Annotated in this window: 8 protein-coding genes and 2 pseudogenes; 2 read left to right on the plus strand and 8 right to left on the minus strand. The window is 55.5% G+C overall.

Going from position 1 to position 20460, the window contains the following annotated elements; translation table 11 throughout:
* Window positions 1–734: 734 nt before the first annotated feature.
* Window positions 735–3182 (plus strand): annotated as a pseudogene (locus N4R57_11620) (amino acid adenylation domain-containing protein).
* A gap of 11 nt (window positions 3183–3193) precedes the next feature.
* Window positions 3194–10642: an amino acid adenylation domain-containing protein gene (locus tag N4R57_11625; GenBank protein UYV35720.1), complete on the plus strand. Its 7449-nt coding sequence runs from the start codon at window positions 3194–3196 to the stop codon at window positions 10640–10642.
* A 66-nt stretch (window positions 10643–10708) separates the two neighbouring features.
* Here N4R57_11625 and N4R57_11630 read toward each other — a convergent pair whose 3' ends face one another.
* The 8 genes and pseudogenes from N4R57_11630 to N4R57_11665 all read right to left on the minus strand — a co-directional run bounded on the left by N4R57_11630 (window position 10709) and on the right by N4R57_11665 (window position 20221).
* Window positions 10709–12175: a glycosyl hydrolase gene (locus N4R57_11630; protein UYV35721.1), complete on the minus strand. Its 1467-nt coding sequence runs from the start codon at window positions 12173–12175 to the stop codon at window positions 10709–10711.
* A gap of 173 nt (window positions 12176–12348) precedes the next feature.
* Window positions 12349–13908 (minus strand): hypothetical protein, encoded by a 1560-nt coding sequence (locus N4R57_11635; GenBank protein ID UYV35722.1) that lies wholly within the window; start codon window positions 13906–13908, stop codon window positions 12349–12351.
* The gene (locus N4R57_11640; GenBank protein ID UYV35723.1) at window positions 13901–16417 is read right to left on the minus strand and encodes a condensation domain-containing protein; all 2517 of its coding nucleotides are present in this window, start codon (window positions 16415–16417) and stop codon (window positions 13901–13903) included. Before N4R57_11640 ends, N4R57_11635 begins: the two co-directional genes overlap by 8 nt.
* Window positions 16418–17005: 588 nt before the next feature.
* Window positions 17006–17709 (minus strand): annotated as a pseudogene (locus N4R57_11645) (IS6 family transposase).
* 127 nt (window positions 17710–17836) lie between these two features.
* The gene (locus tag N4R57_11650) at window positions 17837–18604 is read right to left on the minus strand and encodes an enoyl-CoA hydratase-related protein (protein UYV35724.1); all 768 of its coding nucleotides are present in this window, start codon (window positions 18602–18604) and stop codon (window positions 17837–17839) included.
* A 70-nt stretch (window positions 18605–18674) separates the two neighbouring features.
* Window positions 18675–19448 (minus strand): CoA ester lyase, encoded by a 774-nt coding sequence (locus N4R57_11655; protein ID UYV35725.1) that lies wholly within the window; start codon window positions 19446–19448, stop codon window positions 18675–18677.
* Complete coding sequence (locus tag N4R57_11660) at window positions 19448–19810, minus strand: MaoC family dehydratase (GenBank protein ID UYV35726.1); 363 nt, start codon at window positions 19808–19810, stop codon at window positions 19448–19450. The genes N4R57_11655 and N4R57_11660 overlap by 1 nt, the downstream gene beginning before the upstream one ends.
* Before the next feature lie 9 nt (window positions 19811–19819).
* Window positions 19820–20221 (minus strand): hypothetical protein, encoded by a 402-nt coding sequence (locus N4R57_11665; GenBank protein ID UYV35727.1) that lies wholly within the window; start codon window positions 20219–20221, stop codon window positions 19820–19822.
* Window positions 20222–20460 lie beyond the last annotated feature (239 nt).

Below are 20460 nucleotides of genomic sequence, written 5' to 3' on the forward strand. Positions count from 1 at the left end.
CTAACGACCGCTCCCTCACCTGATGCCGTCGTGAGCCGTTTTCCGCACACTGACGCCTTATGGGGTAAGAAAAGTAGTTTTTTCTACTCATGGGCGATATCAACCCCGCATGGTCAGAAAAAACGAAACCACCATGGACACACTCCCTTCCCAGAAGGCATCCACTCGGCCGTGGTCGAAAGGGATCAGAGCGAGCGGTCGCTACTTACGCCTGGCTGTCATCCTCGCCTGTGTCGCCGTGTGGGGCTCAATTTTCTGGATGATTCTGTCCTAGGCCGAAAGAAACGGTTCAAAGATCGTTTTCGTGCCCAACCAGAGCTCATATTTTGAACAATTTAACCTCCATCAACCTCTTTGCGTCCCCCCACTACATTTTGTGGGCTGAGCGAACTTCAATACCTGCTTTGCCTATTTACGACAGGGCCTGGCCTAAATTTTGAAATTCAGGGCAAACCCTTCTTGGTAAAAATCAAACTTTACATTAACGAACTATTTACTTTTTGCCGCCCTTTCCCCTACGCTATCCCTATTAAGTTATATGCGTCGAATGTTTGCTTTTCTTGGGGGAAAACTGCGTCGCTTTTTGGCAAGACGTTGGTATAAATCGATTTTGCAGTATCGAATTTCGCCATTCCCCTGATTTTTTCTTGGGGGAAATAATGCCGGACAGCATTGTCAAAGACACTTTTTCCAATCTCGAGTACGACCCGGAACTCGATCTCTATTCATGCTTCATGCGCGCACGCGACATCGTCCCGCATGACTTGGCGTTAACGGCCGAGGGGCGACAATTCAGCTACTCCGAGATGGCGAACGCCTCTGAGCGCATCGCTTGGCACTTGATGGAAGCTGGCGTTAAAGCGGATGACAACGTTGCCCTGATCACCGACAGAACGCCGGAAGCCATCATTTCAATGGCAGGGATCATTTGTGCGGGCGGCGCGTATGTACCGCTAGACCCGGCCTATGACTCAAAGCAGCTCACCTACATCATCCAAGACTCACGCCCCTCGGTCATCCTCTGGGACGCTCCTTACGAGGACTTGGCTAACAGCCTGTCTTCAAAAGGGATTCCTTGCCTTTCGATAGCGGATTTACTGCGCGATGAACCCTCGGAAAAACCCGCGTTTCCAACCCGTAACGGCGATGACTCCTGCTACATTATGTATACATCCGGTTCGACCGGAAAACCAAAAGGGGTCATCCTACCGCACAGGGCCATCACGCGCTTGGGCTACAACCAACCAACAGGCCAGTTCCTGCCCGGTGATGTTTCATTGGCCAATTCGACCATAGCATGTGACGTTTCAACCTGGGAAATCTGGGCACCGCTCCTCAACGGTGCGGCCGTCGCGGTGGTTACCCAACCCAAACCCGCACTTGACGTTCTTGCTAAAGTGATCAGGCGAAAAAATGTAAACGTCGCGTATTTTTATACCGGACTTGCGCATCTGATGATCGAGCATCACACCAGCGCACTCGTTGGGCTCCGCCAATTTGGTGCGGGTGGCGATGTCATGTCGGTTCCGCTCACCCGGAAACTGATGGAAGCGGATCCGGGAATTGAAATCATCAACGGTTACGGGCCAACCGAAAATTCGGTCTTTACGACCATGCACCTGATAACGCCCGCAGATCTGGACGGCGGTTCCATCCCGATCGGAATTCCTACCGGGCATTGCGAGTGCTTTGTCATTGATGACAATCATGCGCTCTTGCCCGAAGGCGCGCTCGGACAGCTGGTGGCAGCCGGCCCCGGGGTTGCCCTCGGGTATCTCAACCAGCCCGAGCGCACAGCGGAGTCCTTCATACAAGATCCCCGCCCCGGATACTCCGGTTTTGTCTATCTGACCGGCGATCTCGCGCGTTGCCGCGAGGATGGTGTTTACGAGTTCCATGGCCGCGCCGACCGGCAGGTCAAGCTTGGCGGCCGTCGCATCGAACTGGACGAAGTCGAACATAACCTGCGTGCGTTGCCGATGCTGGTTGACGCCGCCGTCGTGCTGGTGACTGCCAAAACGGGGGAAAAGAGGATTGCATCTTTTCTCAAGCCAAGCGGAGAAATGCCCTCGGATATTACTGCTTTTATCCGGGATGTCATGGCCGAGCTAGGCAAGGTTCTACCAGACGGCATGCTACCCCGCGTCAATCGGGTCATCGAAAATTTCCCTCTCACCGTAAACAGCAAGGTTGATCGCAAGGCGTTGGTTCGCCGCCTTGAAGAGGAAAACAAAGCCGCAACGAACATCGCCCTTCCGGCGTTCCAGTCGAAACGCTCAACCATTAGCGAACATCAGGTAAAACAAAAAATTCTACACCTGTGGGACGAGGCACTTGGTTGCGGTCAGGTGCCAGACGACACAACTTTCTTTGAAGCTGGCGGCACCTCGCTCGAGTTGGTGAACCTTCACACCGCCTTGATGAAAGAATTGCGCACATCATTCGACATAACGGTGATGTTCGAGGTGCCTCGACTGCAAAGCCTAGCTGAAAAGCTGACGAATATCATTAACACTGATACGGCTCCCGCCAACTTCGCGGCGCCCCGCTTGGAAGACACTGTTGCGCCAACAGACAACGATGCCCCACAGGCGGACATTCCCGTAAATGCCATCGCAATCGTGGGAATGGCAGCACGCCTGCCAGGCTCGGACACCATCGACGATTTCTGGCAGCATCTGCTCAAGGGCGAAAACTTGATCCGCCGCTATGACCCCACTGAACTGGAAGATAGCTTCTCTGCGCAACAACGATCCGACAGCAACTATGTTCCTGTCCGCCCCGACTTGGCTGATGCAGGAATGTTCGACGCAAAGTTCTTTTCGATGTATCCTCGTGAAGCAGCGCTCACAGACCCCCAGGCGCGCATCTTCCTTGAAATATGTTACGAGGCATTGGAAGACAGCGGTCGCAATCCGCTTGGTATGGATGTACCGGTCGGCGTCTTTGCCGGCTCTTCCATGAATAGCTATCTCATTCACAATATTCTGGGCGACCGCAAACAGGCGGAAGACTTTACCTCGAATTACCAGACCGGAAAGTTCGCGGAACTAACGGGCAACCTCCCCGACTGCCTCGCAACGCGCGTGTCGTTCAAGCTTAACCTGAACGGGCCGGCGATGACGATTCAAACCGCCTGCTCTACCTCGCTTACGGCGATTGGACAGGCGATCCTCAACCTTCGTTCAGGCCAATGCGACACCGCTTTGGCCGGTGGCGTCTCGATCACCTTCCCGCAGCGTCGCGGCTACCTGTCTCAAGAAGGGGGCTCGCGTCGGATGACGGAACATGCCGCCCCTTTGACGCCGGGGCGTCGGGTACGGTCTTTTCTCATGGCGCGGGCGTTCTTGCCCTGCGCCGCCTTGAAGACGCAATCGCCGATGGAGACCACATCTACGCTGTTATTCGCGGTGTCGGGATCAACAACGATGGTGCAGACAAAATCTCCTACACGGCGCCTTCGGTCAATGGACAAGCCGCCGCGATCGAACTCGCCCACAAGGATGCGGGCATCACAGCAAATACGATCTCGTATGTCGAATGCCACGGCACAGCAACTCCGCTTGGCGATCCAATCGAGTTCAGCGGCCTTAGCCATGCCTTTGGCGAAGGACTTGACGAAAACAGCTGCGCCTTGGGTTCTGTGAAAGGTAACATCGGCCACCTCGATGCCGCCGCTGGGGTCGTCAGCGTCATCAAAACCGCGCTCATGATGAAGCATCGTGAATTGCCGCCGATTGCCAACTTTCAGACCCTGAACACCAACATCAGTTTTGCAAAAACACCGTTCAGGATTCCGCCCAAGCGAGAAACTTGGGACGCGCCGCATCCGCTACGCGCCGGGATAAGCTCCTTCGGCGTTGGCGGCACCAATGGCCATCTGGTTCTGGAAGAAGCCCCCGTTTTGCCTAAGGCTCCGGTGTCAGACACCGTGCAAGTCATCGTGCTTTCCGCCAAAACGCCCGAAGCTTTGGACGAAATGCAATCAAATCTCGCTGATGCGCTGGAAGCTCAAACCACTTTGAACCTCTCCGATGCCGCTTACACCCTGCAAACAGGTCGCGCTGCTTTCGATTTCCGCTGTGCAGTTGCAGGAAACAACGGCAAAGCTCTTGCAACGGCTCTGCGCAAAACACCACCAGCGCAACGGCCCGCACGGCTCGGCGATCCTTCGGTATCATTCATGTTTCCCGGTCAAGGCTCACAATATCCCGGCATGGGAAGCGGTCTTTACACGACAGAGCCAGAATTCGCGCGCTGGATCGATGAAGGCTCGGAAATCCTCCGGCCGATCCTCGGGCTGGATGTAAAAACCATGTTGTGCTTTAGCGATCCAAGTGACAAAGACACCGCCCGCGCCTTGCGCGACACGAGGCTCACGCAACCAGCGCTGTTTCTAACGCAATTCGCCTGTGCCAAGCTCTGGATGACCCGTGGGATCACTCCAACCGCAATGATCGGCCATTCGGTGGGAGAATTCAGCGCCGCAGCGCTCTCCGGCGTTATGGATTTCGAAACCGGCCTCAAAATCATAGCACGCCGTGGCGAACTCATGCAGTCACAACCAGAAGGATCAATGTTGTCGGTTCGTACCAGCATCGATGATCTGTCTCCTTTTCTCGACGGCTCAGTCGACATCGCGGCTCGGAACGCACCCAAACTTAACGTGCTTGCCGGAAGCAACGCGGCAATCGAACACGTAGAAGCGCGCCTCAAAGAGGCAAGTATTGCATGCGCACGCCTGCACACCTCGCACGCCTTCCATTCCTCTATGATGGATCCGGTTTCTGACGGACTTTCGGAAACACTCTCCAACATCCCGCTCAAATCTGCGCAAATTCCCTATGTAAGTTGCGTGACCGGTCGCTGGATTACCGACACCGACTGCAGGGATCCATCATACTGGGCCCAACAGGCGCGCGCGACTGTCAACTTTCAGGACGCGATTACATCCCTTGTCGACGGTAGCCCTTCGGTATTGCTCGAAGTGGGTGCCGGAAACACCCTTTCCGCCTTCGCCCGGCAGACGCTCGCCCGCGACGCCGAGGTGGCGATCGTGCAATCTCTCCCGGATCATAACCGCGATGAAACCGACGAAATTTCCATGGCAAAGGCCTTCGGCCAGCTTTGGTGCGCAGGCGTGCCCGTGTCTTGGAGCAAGCTGGGGCCGCGCGGCACTCGCAAAATCCCACTGCCCACCTATCCTTTCCAGCGCAAATTGCACTGGGTCGATGCCCCGGCCCCCGCTACCGAGCTCCGATTAACACCCCGCCCCCAAGACACTACGCCTGCGACGGCAACAACTCCCTTGGTTCAGCCCATGCCTCATGAGGTAACTCCTATGACTCCTCCAGCCGCCATTGAAACAGTCGACCGCAAGCCCCGACTCGTCGCCGAAATTCTTGCTATGCTAAGCGATATTTCCGGAGAAGACCTTGCCCCCGAAGACGCCAGCGCATCTTTTCTTGACCTCGGTTTTGACTCGCTTTTTCTTGGGCAGGTAAGTCAGAAACTCACAGCAGATTACAGCGTTGAACTGACATTTCGCCAGCTTCTGTCCAACTACCCGACAGCCCAAGACGTTGCTGCATTTCTTGACGACAACCTCCCCGCCGAAACAACCCCCGCCGCTGCGCCGGTTTCCACCGCGCCTGCACTTGAACCTGTTGCCGAACCTGCCCCGCTGACAGCGCCGGTCGAGAGCGATCCGGGTGGGGTTGCCTCGGCGCCACTCACCACCCCTGCCCAGCCTCAGAACGGGTCTCACACGGCACTGATGCAGGCGCAACTCGAGACAATGCAGCAGATCATCACGCAACAGCTAGCAACTCTATCAAACGGGGCCCATACCGCGCCGCAATCTCAAATCGGGGTAACGCCAACACAGCCTCACCTCCCTGCTCCGCAACCGCGCCAAGCCACCGTACCCGCTTCGACGGTAGCGCCTGCCGTTCCCTTGGAAGCTGGCACCGATGAAAAAGACAAGCAGAATGAATCTGCCAAAGTGTTCTCTATCGGACGCGCAACGAACGCAGCGGGGGGCGATCTAACGTTCGAACAGAGCACCTTTGCTCAAGACCTTGCTCGCCGCTACAGTGATAAAAGCCCCAAATCCAAAGCCTATGTCCAGAAACACCGTCAGGTCATGGCCGATCCCCGCTCGGTCGCCGGGTTTCGCCAAGAATGGAAAGAACTGGTCTTTCCTGTGGTCTGCGAGCGCTCCAAGGGTGCGCGTCTATGGGACATTGACGGCAACGAATACATCGATCTGGTAAACGGGTTCGGACAAACTGCATTCGGACACTCACCGGACTTCGTGATCGACGCCATAACTCGCCAGATGGAACGCGGCTTTGCCATAGGCCCGCAAAGCGACCTTGCCGGTCCTGTCGCCGAACGCTTCGCCAATTTTGTCGGCCATGAACGCGCCACGTTCTGCAACACTGGTTCCGAAGCCGTCATGGCAGCGATGCGCATCGCCCGTACCGTAACAGGACGCGAAAAAATTGTTGTTTTCTCAAACGATTACCACGGCCAATTCGACGAAGTGCTCGTCAAAGGCAAGAAAAGCAGCGCTATTCCGGCGGCCTTGCCAATTGCACCAGGCATTCCGCGTTCCAGCCTCGTGAATATGGTTGTGCTGCCCTACGATGACCAACAAAGCCTTGCCTGGCTTCGGGACAATATCAACGAAGTGGCGGGCGTCATCGTAGAACCGGTTCAAAGCCGCCACCCCGATTTACGCCCCCGCGATTTCGTCCTCGCGCTTCGCGAACTCACGCGTGATGGCGGTGCTGCCCTCGTCTTTGACGAAGTTGTCACCGGCTTCCGCGTTGGACCGCGTGGTATGCAAGGTGTCTGGGGAATCCAAGGCGACATGGCAACATACGGCAAAGTGGTAGGCGGTGGTATGCCCATTGGCATGCTGGCTGGTTCAGCCCAATTCATGGACGCGCTCGATGGCGGCATGTGGCAGTTTGGCGACGACTCCGCACCAGAGGCGATGCCGACTTTCTTTGCAGGAACCTTTGTTCGCCACCCTCTGGTGCTTGCTGCCGTCGATGCCACGCTTTTGCATCTCGAAAAACATGGCGACGCACTCTGGACCGAAACGGCCAATCAGACCACGGCCGCGGTAGAAAAAATGAATGCGGCGCTTGTTGCGCGTGGGCTACCGCCAATGATTGAAGCCTATGCGAGTTGGTTCGTCCCTCAGGTAACCGACTACGATGCCAACGCCGCGCTGCTTTTCCCGTTGATGCGTCTGTCCGGCATTCACGTTCAAATTGGCTACCCCTGCATTTTCACAACCGCCCACACGGAGGACGATTACCAGAGGGTCGTCGAGGTTTTCGTGCAGTCCGTAGATACCCTGCGAAGGGTCGGCATCCTTGCCTCGAACCAGCCTGCAAAAGAGCCGCTGGAAACTGCCGCCGCAGTGAGCGCAAACAACGCTGCAACTGTTCAAAGCACCCCGGCGCCGACCAAGAATATTCCACTCACAGAGGCCCAGCGCGAAATCTGGATGACAACCCAACAGGGCGCCGCCGCCTCGTGCAGCTTTAACGAAAGCGTATCGCTCGAACTAAACGGCCCGCTGGACAACAGTGCGTTACAGTGCGCGATAAACATGGTGATCGCCCGTCACGATGGCCTGCGTCAGGTTTTCAAACGCAACGGCGAAACCTTCGACATTCTGGATCCTTTTGAACTGCCGCTCGAATTGCATGATCTCAGCACGGCAAACGATCCAGGTGCCGCACTGGGAAAACTCCTCCAAGAAGACTCGTCCAAGGAAATCGACATCGTCACGGGTCCGCCTCTGCGTGCTTTCATTGTGCGCTGCTCCGCCGCAAAACATGTTTTGATAATTAATGCGCATCACATTGTCTGCGACGGCTGGTCATACAATGTGCTCCTGAATGATCTCGCCGCGTTCTACCGTCAAGAGGTCGACGGAACACCTGCAAATTTACCGCCCGCCCCGTCTTTTGCGGCGCTGGCCTTGGACGCATCCCACACCCGCCCCGACTCTGAAACGCAAGACTACTGGCGTGCGCAATTCGCCGGCCTTCCCGAACTACCGGAACTGCCAACTGACCGACAGCGTCCTGCTGTGAAATCCTACTGCGGTGCGACTTCCACCGCCTTCATTCCAGGCGAGATCGCACGCGCAGCGCGAAAAGCCGGAGCAGCGCAAGGTTGTACGCTCTTTGCGACTTTGTTCGCCAGCTTGCAACTGGTCATCGGGCGACTCAGCGGCTCGGACGACATCGTGATCGGCGTTCCCACGGCCGGGCAGACATTGCTCGGTAGCAGCGCCCTCGTCGGGCATTGCGTGAACTTTCTTCCCATTCGCGCCAAGCAGGACGTAGACGCGCCGGTATCGGACCATCTCGACCGCGTCGGCAGGCAAATCATGGATGCTTTTGATCACCAGAACTGCACCTACGGAACTCTGGTTCGCGAATTGAAAGTCGAAAGATCGCTCAACAGGTTGCCTCTGACCGAGATCCAATTCAACCTGGAAAAGCTGGGGGAAAGCGTCGCGATGGGACCGGTTGAAATGACCGTCACGCCGAATGCAAAGACATCCGTCAACTTCGATTTGTTCTTCAATATCGTTGAACGCCGTGACGGACTGCGCGTTGATGTCGATTACAATTCCGATGTGTTCGACGCTGAAACGGTCGAACGCTGGATCGGTCATTTTGAAACCGTTCTTGTTGAAATTGCGCAAGATGCCACTCGGCCAATCTCACAACTGCCAATTCAAACCGCCCAGCAGCGCGACTGGCTCACCGTAACTCTTAACCAGACGCAAGAAGCTCTGCCCGATATCGAAACGGTGCATCAATTGTTCGAAGAATGCGCCGCCAAATACCCCGACAATATCGCGTTGGAGTGCGAGGACACGTGCATAAGCTATGCTCAGCTTTCGGCTAGAAGCGACGCCGTCGCCAAAACACTTCAACAGATGAGTATCGGCACCGGTCGACGCGTCGCGGTCGCCCTGCCCCGTTCAATCGACTGCGTTGCGACACTCTTGGGGGTTATGAAATCAGGAAACGCTTACGTTCCGATTGACCCGTCTCAACCACCTGCCCGATTGCAGTTAATTCTCGAAAACGCGGACGTGTCCGGCATTGTCCACGATCAGCCCAGCCTGCCTGGTTTCGCATCCGGTCTCGATCTTGTTTCCATCAGCCTCGGCCAGACTACGGCCAATGGCGTTCCTGACTCTGTCCGATCAAGCGGCGATGCTTCGGCCTATGTCATGTTCACTTCGGGATCAACTGGTACCCCCAAAGGGGTCGAGATCAGCCACCGGTCTGTAGTTAACCTTCTCACATCGATGACACGCGAACCCGGCTTTGGAGAAAGTAACGTGCTCCTGGCCGTCACAACGACGATGTTTGACATATCCGTGCTCGAATTGTTCCTGCCCCTTATCAACGGTGGACGCACCGTGATTGCGTCGCAAGAGGATGTCCTGGACGGATTCCGCCTCGTCAACCGCCTTGCCAAGGGTAATATCACCCATCTGCAAGCCACGCCTACTCACTGGCAAATGATCCTCGAAGCCGGCTTCAAACCTTCCGCGGGATTCACAATGCTGGTCGGAGGCGAAGCTCTTTCAGACGACCTGGCGCGAAAATTACCAGCCGGTGGCGGCTCGCTCTGGAATGTGTACGGGCCGACCGAAACGACGATCTGGTCCGCTGTCGCGCACGTCACCCCCGATGCCCCCGTTTCAATTGGTCGCCCGATCGCCAACACGTCTCTCCATGTGTTGGGGCCACAGGATCAACTGCTGCCTATCGGTGCCCTCGGCGAATTAAACATCGGCGGCGTCGGCTTGGCTAAAGGGTACTTCCGTCGGCAGGATCTAACAGATCAGGCTTTCCGCGACGTGAATGTAAACGGCAAGGTCGAGCGCCTCTACAAAACCGGCGATTTGGCACGTCGGCTTCCAGACGGATCAATTCAGGTTCTCGGACGCAATGACAGTCAAATCAAACTCCGAGGATTCCGTATCGAACTCGGTGAAGTCGAAGCCGCGTTGCGCACCCTTGAGGATGTCAAAGTGGCAGCCGTTGCTCTTAAGCCAACAGCGCGCGGTGACCAACAGCTGGTGGGGTATGTGGTTGCCGAAACAGACAGTGAGCCAGAGCCGAGCACGCTCTCCCAACAGCTCAATGAACGGCTACCAGCCTACATGGTTCCGAGTGCTTGGGTTTTCCTGAGCGCCCTGCCGCAGACCTCCAATGGCAAGCTCGACCGCAAAATGCTTCCCAAACCCGAAGCGGCAGCAACGGTAACCGCCTTGCACACCCCCCCGAAAACGCCGACCGAACACCAGATGGCTAAAATCTGGCAGGACGTGCTGGGAATCGATGACATCAGCACCTCTCAAACGTTGTTTTCCATGGGTGCAGACTCTCTTACGGTGTTCCGAATTGCTGCGCGCATGATCGACGCAGACCTGAACCTCGAAGCGCGTCACCTGATGCAATACCCCTCCATTGCCCGACTCGCTGCATTTGCCGATAGCAACAAAAGCACTGACAGCAAACTCGACGGCCCGAAAAAGCCATCGCTGAAATCCTATCGCCGGGAAAGCCGGGGGCAAGCGCACTGAGAGCACTTCGATCGTTGCCGCAATCAGGCAACGCGCCAGTCGACATTTTTATTGCTGCGTCCGCACTCATTCATTTGGCAACGGACCATGCACCTTTATGCGGCGACTAACAGAACCGGCCCCGTCCGGTCCGGTCGGCGCCATTTCAAAGTCCAGAGTATCGCCAACCCCAAGCTTCACCATCAATCCGTTAACCGAATGGCCCGTCGGTGAAATCTCTGCGACCTCATAAATCGTGTCCCTATTGAGGCGCACTATCAGCCGCGAAGCTTCCGTTTTCTTTGACGCTTGCCACCAGCCCTCAATGCGATATTTGCCAGCCTTGTTCGCTGTAAAGCGTTCAACAGCGTGGTATGGCTTCCCTTGAAATCTCGCAGTTGTGATCCAGTTGTCCCCAACACGAAGCGGCGCCAAATCGGGCGCGCCACGATAGCTGGCCCATTCCCAGTCGATTATTTCCAACGGGGTCAAGCCAATGCCCGGACGCAAGGCAAAGTAGCTCCAGGGAAGCTGGTTGTATTGGTACTTTGTATCGGCAACCGGATACGCAATCTCGATCGAAACCTCCAGCCCCGCGCCAAGGATGACAACCGGCCGATCCGAAAGCTCTACCACCGGCGCGACCGGTTGCCCCCGCGCATCAACATATTCGGCCTGGCCCGACACACGCAATTTTCCCGTGCTTCCCCAGACAACGAAGGCATTTCCACCTTTTCCGAACTCATACAACCGCACCGTCGGAGAAACCCTTCGCTCAACCGTTTGCGCGAGAGGCAAAAGCCGGGTTTGAAGCAAACGAAACGCCTCTGCCGCAGGTTTGGCCGTCTTTCCGTCCTTCTCCAGCAGCCCCATGTTCGGCCACCATGGCTCATCAACAAGAGCATACCAATAGGCTTCCTGAACACCGGCGGCTGCGAATTGTGCAACCATTTTAAGCATATAGTCCGGCGCTTCTAACGGGTCATCGAACCACTTGCCAAATTCGGTGACATAGATCGGCTTTTCACCGCCGTACTCGCGCATCAGGGCCTTCAGGCGGTCCAGCTCCATCACAATCGTGTCGGGATTGTCCCGGTATGGGTGCACCGAAATCGCATCACAGGCCTGCAAACCGCCCCGTCTGAAAAACTTTCTCAAAAAACCCATCGCAATCGTATTCATCCCGCCGCAGATGATTTTTGCATCTGTTTGGGTCGTGCTCAAATGCGCCCGCACCGTGCGCGCCGACTCCGCAAGAAAGGCAGGTTTGTCGCGGAGAAATGGCCCCGAAACAAACTCGTCCGAATTGACCTCGTTGCCGATTTCGATCAGCACTTTTTCCAAAGTGTAATGATCATAAATTGCGCTGACATATGCAGCCAGCGCGGCAATGCCATCTTTTGAATGAGGTGTATGCCCATCATCATAATGCGGATTGCCGTCCGTAATCACGATCAGGGCCTTCAAACCGCGTTTCAGAACCGGCACCATATATTGGTCGGCTTTCGAGAAGTCATAAACCCCTTTCGTCGCTTCCACATCACGCCAGCTCAACTCGTCGCGCAACGCCGTAGCGCCCAACTGCAAAGCTTCATCGATCCACGAAATGGGCCATTTCTGTTCGAAATGCGTCTGAACGCCGAGAACAAAGCCCGACGTGCGATCCTGGGCTTGCGCACCCGATGCTAGCGAAAGCAGCACTCCGATCCCAAACGCAAGCGCACGCATCATTCACCACACCAATCTAGCACATACCGGTCGCCGGCCACGCTAAGGTGGTGCATGGCGATACTGCCGGGCTTGTCGTTCGGAGTGAACTCTCTGACCAGTCTTTCCTCATAGCCAGTCGCATCAAGACGCAAGATCTCCATGAGATTCAGTCCGTACCCATAGACGCCATAACTGTTGTTTTGCGCAGGCCGGAACACACGATCCTGATACCGGATGATTGCCCCTCCGTTGCGTGCCCGGTCGGCACCAAAAACGACCGGATTCCGCGGATGCGGCGTGATCGACTTCAAGTCGGGTCCGTCTACCGCAAACAGGTAAAGCTCGCTTGAATGGTCCTGAAAGGCATAGTGATCCGAGATATTGGTCAACAACCACCATTGCCCGTTCTCGTCTTGATACAGGCTTGTCTCCGCAAGCAGCTGCCCTTCAAATGCCGTCGCATGCAATTCCCATTCGAGCGGAAACGCCGTTGCGCGCCAGACTTCCAACCGGCGGGACTCTTGCGTTTCCGGTATCATGAAAATATCGGCGCCCACAGAAAACACAAAAGGATAGGACAAATGATAGGGCCGCTTAAGCGCAACAGCAGACGGTTCCACGCCATCATCTTTCAAACCGGCGACCTCGATCCAGCCCTTCCCGCCCCCGGCATGCATTGCCTCATAGAAAAGCCAGGTATTCTCACCGCTGCGAAAAAGAAACGGGTCCGCCATGACATGCGCCTGAACCGGCAAGTCCCTTGCATTTCTCGGTTCAAAATCAAGCACCGATCCCACGCCCTCTGAGACACGCCAATATTGTCGCATTCGGTTCCTGCGCGTGCGCACCTGCTCGGCGAGCTTATGAGACGCCGTTTTCAAAAAGGACCGTGCATAAGACACTGTCTCCAACGTGCCCGGTAGCCTTGGCCAAACGACAGGAGACGTCTCTTCAAGTGGGACATCTCTCTCCGTCACTAGGTCGCGCAGTGCACGGTGCATGAACAATACCGATTTTTCGGCCACAAACGCTCCGGTTAACACCGCCCCGGGTTTCGGGTTATAGCTGGTAGAACGAATAACAGCCGGATCGGGATTGGTTGCATTTCTGCCCAATATCTCCAGTTCGATACGTGGCTTCGCTCGAACCTCTGGTGCTGCTCCAATCCAGCGCGGATCATCCGAGCCGGCGAACGACAATGCCCACTCCCCGTATCTGAGCAATCCAAGCTCGTTGTCGGCCAACCGGCGCGCGCCCAGAGCGATGGCAAGATCGCAAACGATTGCACTGCCTTGGCCATCACCTTCTGGCAATTGCGCCAGAATTTCGCGGGCCGCAGAGGTGTCATAGGACTGAACCCGACCACGCATCAGCCGTCTTTCGCAGGCCAATACCCCTCGCAACACGAGCGGCAAAACACGCCCGCCTTTCTTCCGCTCCCCAGTCAACCGACTGCTCAGTTCGATTGCGGGGTCATCATTCAACCGCTGAATTAACTGCGCTTGCGCATCACTCAGAGATTGGTCTGCATCTGCAACCAGAACAATTCGCAGAGGTTGCGAGATCGCTTCACTCATCGTTCAGGGACGGGTCGGAACCCAACCTCTTGGCCTTTGCATCCAACACCCCGACAATCCGGTCAAAACCGGAGCGCAGTAATGCATCCCCGTGCCAGCCGTTCACTGCAAAAACGGATACGTCCGGTGCAAGCAACGCCGACCAGCCCAGCATTCCATCGCGCGGCATCATTCCCTGAGACCGAGTAACGAAGAGCACAACATTTCCGTCATATTTGTCGAACGTATATCCCCGGGTTTGCGCCACCAGTCGATCAACTGTGGCATCTACAAAAATCTCGGTTTCGTTCTTGGCCATCTCGCGCTTGAATACAGACAGCACCTTGGCGGCAAAATCATTCTGCTTCAGGACATCAAGCCAACCGATCTCGCCCCTCCATCGCAGTCCTAGGTAGTACCCCAGTCGCCGCAACCGAATACGCCATTTATCACGCCAACGCTCGAACCCGGAAAACGCTTTGACCGCGCCCGGCGCCCATGTGTCGATCATCGCAACGCAAGCGATTTCCTGTCGGTTTTCGGCAAGCGCTTGTGCCAATCGAAGCGCCACCCGACCATCCACGCACAAGCCGCACAAGATTATCTGCCTGCCGCTATAGCGGGCCAATACCGGAGCAACAGCACCCTCTACTGCCTTGTCAAAACCGACCGTTTCCAACGTCTTCAAGGCATCCGCATTCGGCACGCTTACGTTTGCAACGGCGCAATCCGACTTAAATTCGCTTGCCAATGCCTGATACATGAACGGTTGGTTGACCGTGATCAAAACTGGCGCACCTTCGGAAGACTGTTTGAGTTCGACAAGTTCCCAAATCATCGCTTCTGACGCGCCTTTTGCCACGCTGGCACCGGGTTTCTCGACCGTTTGATGCAAAAGCCCCGCAAGCCCTTCCAAAGTAGGCGCTGCCAGAAATTCGAAGATCGTCGGCCGTTGCTCGAAACTCTCCTCAACCTTGGCCAACATGCGTAGCGCCAGAACAGAGTAGCCGCCAAGATCAAAGAAATTTCCCGACACCTGCTCCTCCGGCAAGGCCAGAACCTCTGCCCAGATGGATCGCAACCGGCTCAACATGTCCGATTGCACCGCCTGCTCACCCGGCTTTTCCTGCAGCTTGGGAACGATGGGTGCAGGGGAAACAACCGGTGCAAGCGTCCTATCCGATCGCGGCTGGATGCTACCAATCATAGCGTCCGGAGTGTTCATCAAGCCTTCGAACGCTTCAACAGTCAGGTCCGCAATTCGTTTGATGCTGGCTTCGTCAAACAGATGCGAATTGTAATCGATCACCATACGCCAGCCGGAATTGCGGCCAACAATGTTAACGTTGACATCATAAAGCGTCCCCGGCGAATGCGATTGCGTGGACACCATTTCAACCGACCCAAAGCTGCGCTCCTTCAAGAACGCGCGTTGCAGATTAAACATGATCGACACCAACGGTATCCGCAAAGGATCGCGCGGTGGGTTCATAACATGCACCAGCTTGTCAAAAGGCAGCGTCTGATGAGCGAGCGCACCGTTCACGACATCACGTGTCTGGCGTGCATGGTCCGAAAGCGATACCTCGGGCGCCACGTCAAACCGCAACACCAGCGGGTTAGTGAAAATGCCGATCAAAGGTTCAAGATCAACCTCGTTACGCCCAGCCACCTGAATCGCGAAACTGACATCGGATCGCCCGGAGAAACGCTCCAGAGCAATGCCGAATGCGGCGGTTCCCAAAGCGAAAACAGACGTTTCCAGCGCCTTTGCCTGCCTGGCCAGCTTTTCTTCGAAATCATCCGGAAGATCGACTGCAACACTCCTGCTTGCGGGCGCCTTGTTTGTCCGGGGCCGATCAGGAGGCAGTTCGAAATATTCCATGCCGTCGAGCGTGCGTTTCCAATATTCTTCTTCCTCGAAAAATGCACCGCTTGCCTCATAGTCGGCTTGCCACCTTGCAAAATCTCCGTATTGCAACGCCAGTTCAGGAAGATCAGCTTCCTTATCGTTCTCAAGCGCCTCAATGAACGACCCCAGTTCATGTCCGAGAACGCCAATCGAAAACCCGTCAAAAACGCTGTTATGCACCGAAATCAGCAATGCGGCGCGTTGGCTTTCGATCTGCACCATAGCGACACGCATCAGACACGGGGCGCTCATGTCAAACAGTTCTTCGGCATGTTCGATGGCAATCTGCCTGACCTTCTCGTCTCTATCGGCCTCCGGCACATTCTGAATATCCAGCCGATTAAGCTTGAATTCGAAGCGTTTGACGACTTCCTGTACCGGTTCACCGTCACGCTCGACAAAACGCGTGCGAAAAATTTCATGCCGATCGATGATCTTCTGAAAGGCGCGTTCCACCCTGTCACTCGTGACTGGCCCTCTAAGCTCCCATCGGACAGCAATATTCAAGCCTCGGCTTCCGGCATGGATTTGTTCCATAAACCAAGCGCGTTTCTGAGTGATTGAAGTTGGAAAAACCTCAACAATATCTTCAGACTTTACAGTAAATGTCTTGACCATAACTTTCCTTTTGCCCGCCAAAAAGTAACTGTAAAATTCAAAACTTTAGCTATAGAATTATATTTAGCGCACAAACGCCCCATCTGTTGCATACCACAAAATTTCTTTCCCGCATAATTAATACGTTTCACCCCAAATTGGCGCCTTCGCTTTGGCTCCACTAACGCTTGCCTCAGACAGGACTAAACACTCCGAATCGCGCCAATTACGCCAATCCGGACTGGACTTCACTTCCTAAAAGAGCGTCACTGCTCCCATGCTCGGCCAGCCTCCCAGGTGTATCCCAGTACAAGGGCCAGCATTTCACTGGCGCGGCACTGACGTTGAAGTGCGCAACCACGCCTAGATAAAAGCCATGCTTTGTCAGGCCCTTACAATCCAGTCACCAAAACAGCGCAATCACCAGGTCCGGAGAGAACACTTGTGGGCTTCCTAACTCAAGCGTGATGAACAGCCCCTCCCGCATAACCCTAGAGATAACTGGAAAAACCAGCCGCAGCCGGATCGGGAGAACGCTTCCTCAAGGGCAAGTGGCGGTGCTGCCAGACCAATTCGAACTCGTCTCTGCAAGGACAATATGACTGAACCTTATGCAGCGCCGAGATTGCGCCACTCGGCGAGAGCGGCGGCGCGGTTGAGTTTGAAATTGAGTCGCGTTGAGAGGCTGCGTTCCTGATTGAAGTGATTGTAGACGGAAGCGTGAACAGAGGCGAATTTCTGCAAACTTCGCATGCGCCGGAAGCGGAGCATCACCCGTTCTCGTCGTCGGAAAGGCAGATGTGAATTCTCCGCCGTGTTGTTCAGCCAGCGGCCGATTTCTTGGCGGTGTTCCGCACCGATTTTTTCAGCGCAGCGCCGTAGGATGCCAACCCGTCCGTCACAATCACTTCTGGGCTACCGTGCTTACGCATTGCTTTCTTTAAGAATTTCAACGCGGCCTTTTTGTCGCGCGTCTTTGTCACAAAGCTTTCCAGGACCTCGCCTTCATGATCGACAGCTCGCCATAGATAATGCTGCCCACCGTTGATTTTCACGAACATCTCATCCAAATGCCATTGCCAGCGACTGGATTTCATACCCTCAATCCGGCGCTTTCTTATCTCGGCAGCGAACAGCGGGCCAAACCGATGCCACCAATATCTCACCGATTCATGACTAACATCGATGCCCCGTTCATGCAGCAAATCTTCCACGTTGCGAAGGGAAAGAGGGAAACGGACATACAGCATTACTGCCAGACGGATTATCTCACGGCTCGTTTTAAAGTAGCGAAATGGATCAGGTTTGGTCATCCATAGACGCTACGTAACCTCCCTGCCCGCCTCAAGCGATTTTGCTCTGACAGAACCCTTCAACGCGCTTAATTTGTGCCGCCCCACGCAGCGCTCAAGCCAAGTTAGTTTGGTATGACCAATTCACTTAGCTTCCAATCCGCCGCGAGGATTTGCGCATAAACGCCTCTCGCGCAACCGTGTGCTCGTGAGAGTTCAGCAACGTGATGTAAGAGTTCATCTCACGCTCCAACAAGGCATCAAGATCACCGACAGCGGCAGTAATCAACTGCTTAACTTCACCCTTGGACTGCTGGGTAAACGCCGCAAGCTCCCGTGCAACCCCTCTCGCCGTGGCAAGAACGTTGTCCTCCGGCGCAACAGTTGTGTCAATTATCCCGATATGGGCAGCCTCTGCTGCAGAGAGGATGGCAGAGGAAAGCAAAATCCTCCGCGCTGTTGCATCGCCTACCTTGCGCGGTAGCGTAAAGGATAACGCCAGATCCGGCGGAAGGCCCACCCGACCAAAGGACGCCGAGAACCGCGATGTTTCGTCCGCGACGATCTGGTCACAGCACATGGCAAGAGAAAACCCCGCGCCAAAAGCGGCCCCACTCACCGCCGCGACAACCGGCTTAGTCCCGGCCAGTAAAAGTTTAACCGTGTCGTGCAAAACCTGCATTCGTTTGCGCGCAGTATCCGGATCACCCGTCATCGCGGAAATGTCCCCGCCAGAGCAAAAATCGCCCGCAGCACCCGAGATCATAATCGCGCGCACGTCTGCGTTTGTCTGCGAGCGCTGCACAGCGTCTCGTAGCGCCGAGCGAAGCTCATCCGTCAACGCATTCTTCTTTTCCGGAACATTAAGAACCAGATGCAGGATTCCTTCTTCTTCCAGTGTCTCAACAAAACTCATTCGAGGATCTCCATTCATTCAGGACAGCGGGCAAGGATAGCTCTGGCACGAGCCAGAACCGGTGCGTCAATCATTGCGCCATCAACAGTAGCCGCCTCCCCCCCGAGGCCGTCAGGACCTTGTGCGCCCATGCAACATCTTGGTCACTTGGCGCAAACCCAGCCCGCGCGGGAGAAATCTGCGCCGGATGGATCACCAACTTTCCGCCAAATCCCAGCTTCGCCGCGTGGGCGGCATCGCTTTTGATCGCCTCATCATCTCTCAAAGCGGTGGTAACGCCGTCAATTGGAGCAGGCAAACCGGCAATACGCGACGCGATAACCATATCCTGCCGCGGACGCAAAAGCGCCAATCGCTCATGGGCACATCCGACATCCGCACAAAAATCAATAGACCCGAAAACAAGCCTATCCGCCTCTGCTGCTATTTCTTGCAAGGCAAGCAGCCCCGCCGCCGTTTCAACCAAAGCAATTGAGAGCGCATCGCCCCGCAAACCCGCTGCAAGAGCGGACAGATCATCCCCGCTTTCTACTTTCGGCAACACTACCCCGACAATCGGAATTTCTGCGCAAAGCGCAAGATCATTCTCGTGCCATGGTGTGTCACGCGCATTGATACGAATAAAAACGGCTTGCTCGGCGCGCGCTATCACCGCCGCATGATCGGCTATCGCGTCTCGAGCGCCACCCTTTTGGTTAGACGCAACCGCGTCTTCAAGGTCAATGATGACAGCATCATGAGCAGCAGCAAGAGCCTTCGCAAAACGCTCGGGCTTGTCCCCCGGCACGAACAACGGAAAATCGTATGCTTGCCTGCTGGCAGTTTTCCCAATTGCCTGCCCCATCACCGACAATCTCCAATCGCCATGGTCCCGCGCAATACGTCGGAACCATCGTCCTTGCGGACCCAAACGGCAAATGCCTCTTCGCTGACCTCACCCCCGGCCGTTATCCGGTCCCCGATCTTTACCGGGGCGGTAAAACGGATATCGATCCGCACCTGATGATCCTGTCCAAAGGTGTCGTCGACGGCGTTCAACAACAGATCCAACGCCATCGCGCCATGTGCAATCCTTGCGCCAAACGGCGTCGTCGCGGCGAACTCGGCATCGATATGCAAAGGATTGTAGTCATAGGAAAGCTCGGCATAGGCACCGATTACATCCGAAGTCGCTCGCAAGCTCTGCTCATTCAGCTTCTTGATCATGCCCCGCCCTCACGCGGCCCAAATCGAGTGGATCGTTCCAGTCATCACCACCCGCTCGCCAACCCTGGCAACAACGGCGAACCGCACCCAGAACCGCCCCTTTTTCACTGCCTTGTCATCGCAAGAAACCGCGATAGAGACGGTATCGTTCCAACAGACCCGCTCACCTTTAAACGCCAGTTCCTGAGAGGCATGAACATTTCCATCGGGGCGAGGCTGGATCGCTTCGATGTAGGCCTCCATCATGGCGGTTACGAGCATCCCGCGCGGCAACCTGTCGGATACAGAGCCAAACACACGCCCCCAGCTTTCCTGCCGCTCAGCGTCCATTTCTATGTCCACGCTGCCAAAATCCTGCCCCGGATTGAACCGCGCAAAGGTCCAAAGCTCATCGCCACCGCTCGCCTTCATGACACCTCCCAGGCGCTTGAAACTCGCTCACCTATAATTAGGCCAGTCGTTTTGTTTATGTAGCTTTGTTTTTCTTTTCTGCCAAGTGCAAAGATAATCCTCACAAAACGCCGAACAGTGCCGGCAAGTCAAAAAATCTCTCAAAACTGCAGTAAACATTGCACAATACAGCCCACCACTTCCCACGAAACGATCACCCCCTACGTTTGCAAAACAGTTATCGCCCGAATTGATGCGTA

It is taken from the genome of Rhodobacteraceae bacterium D3-12, assembly GCA_025916135.1.
Taxonomy (GTDB): domain Bacteria; phylum Pseudomonadota; class Alphaproteobacteria; order Rhodobacterales; family Rhodobacteraceae; genus JAKGBX01.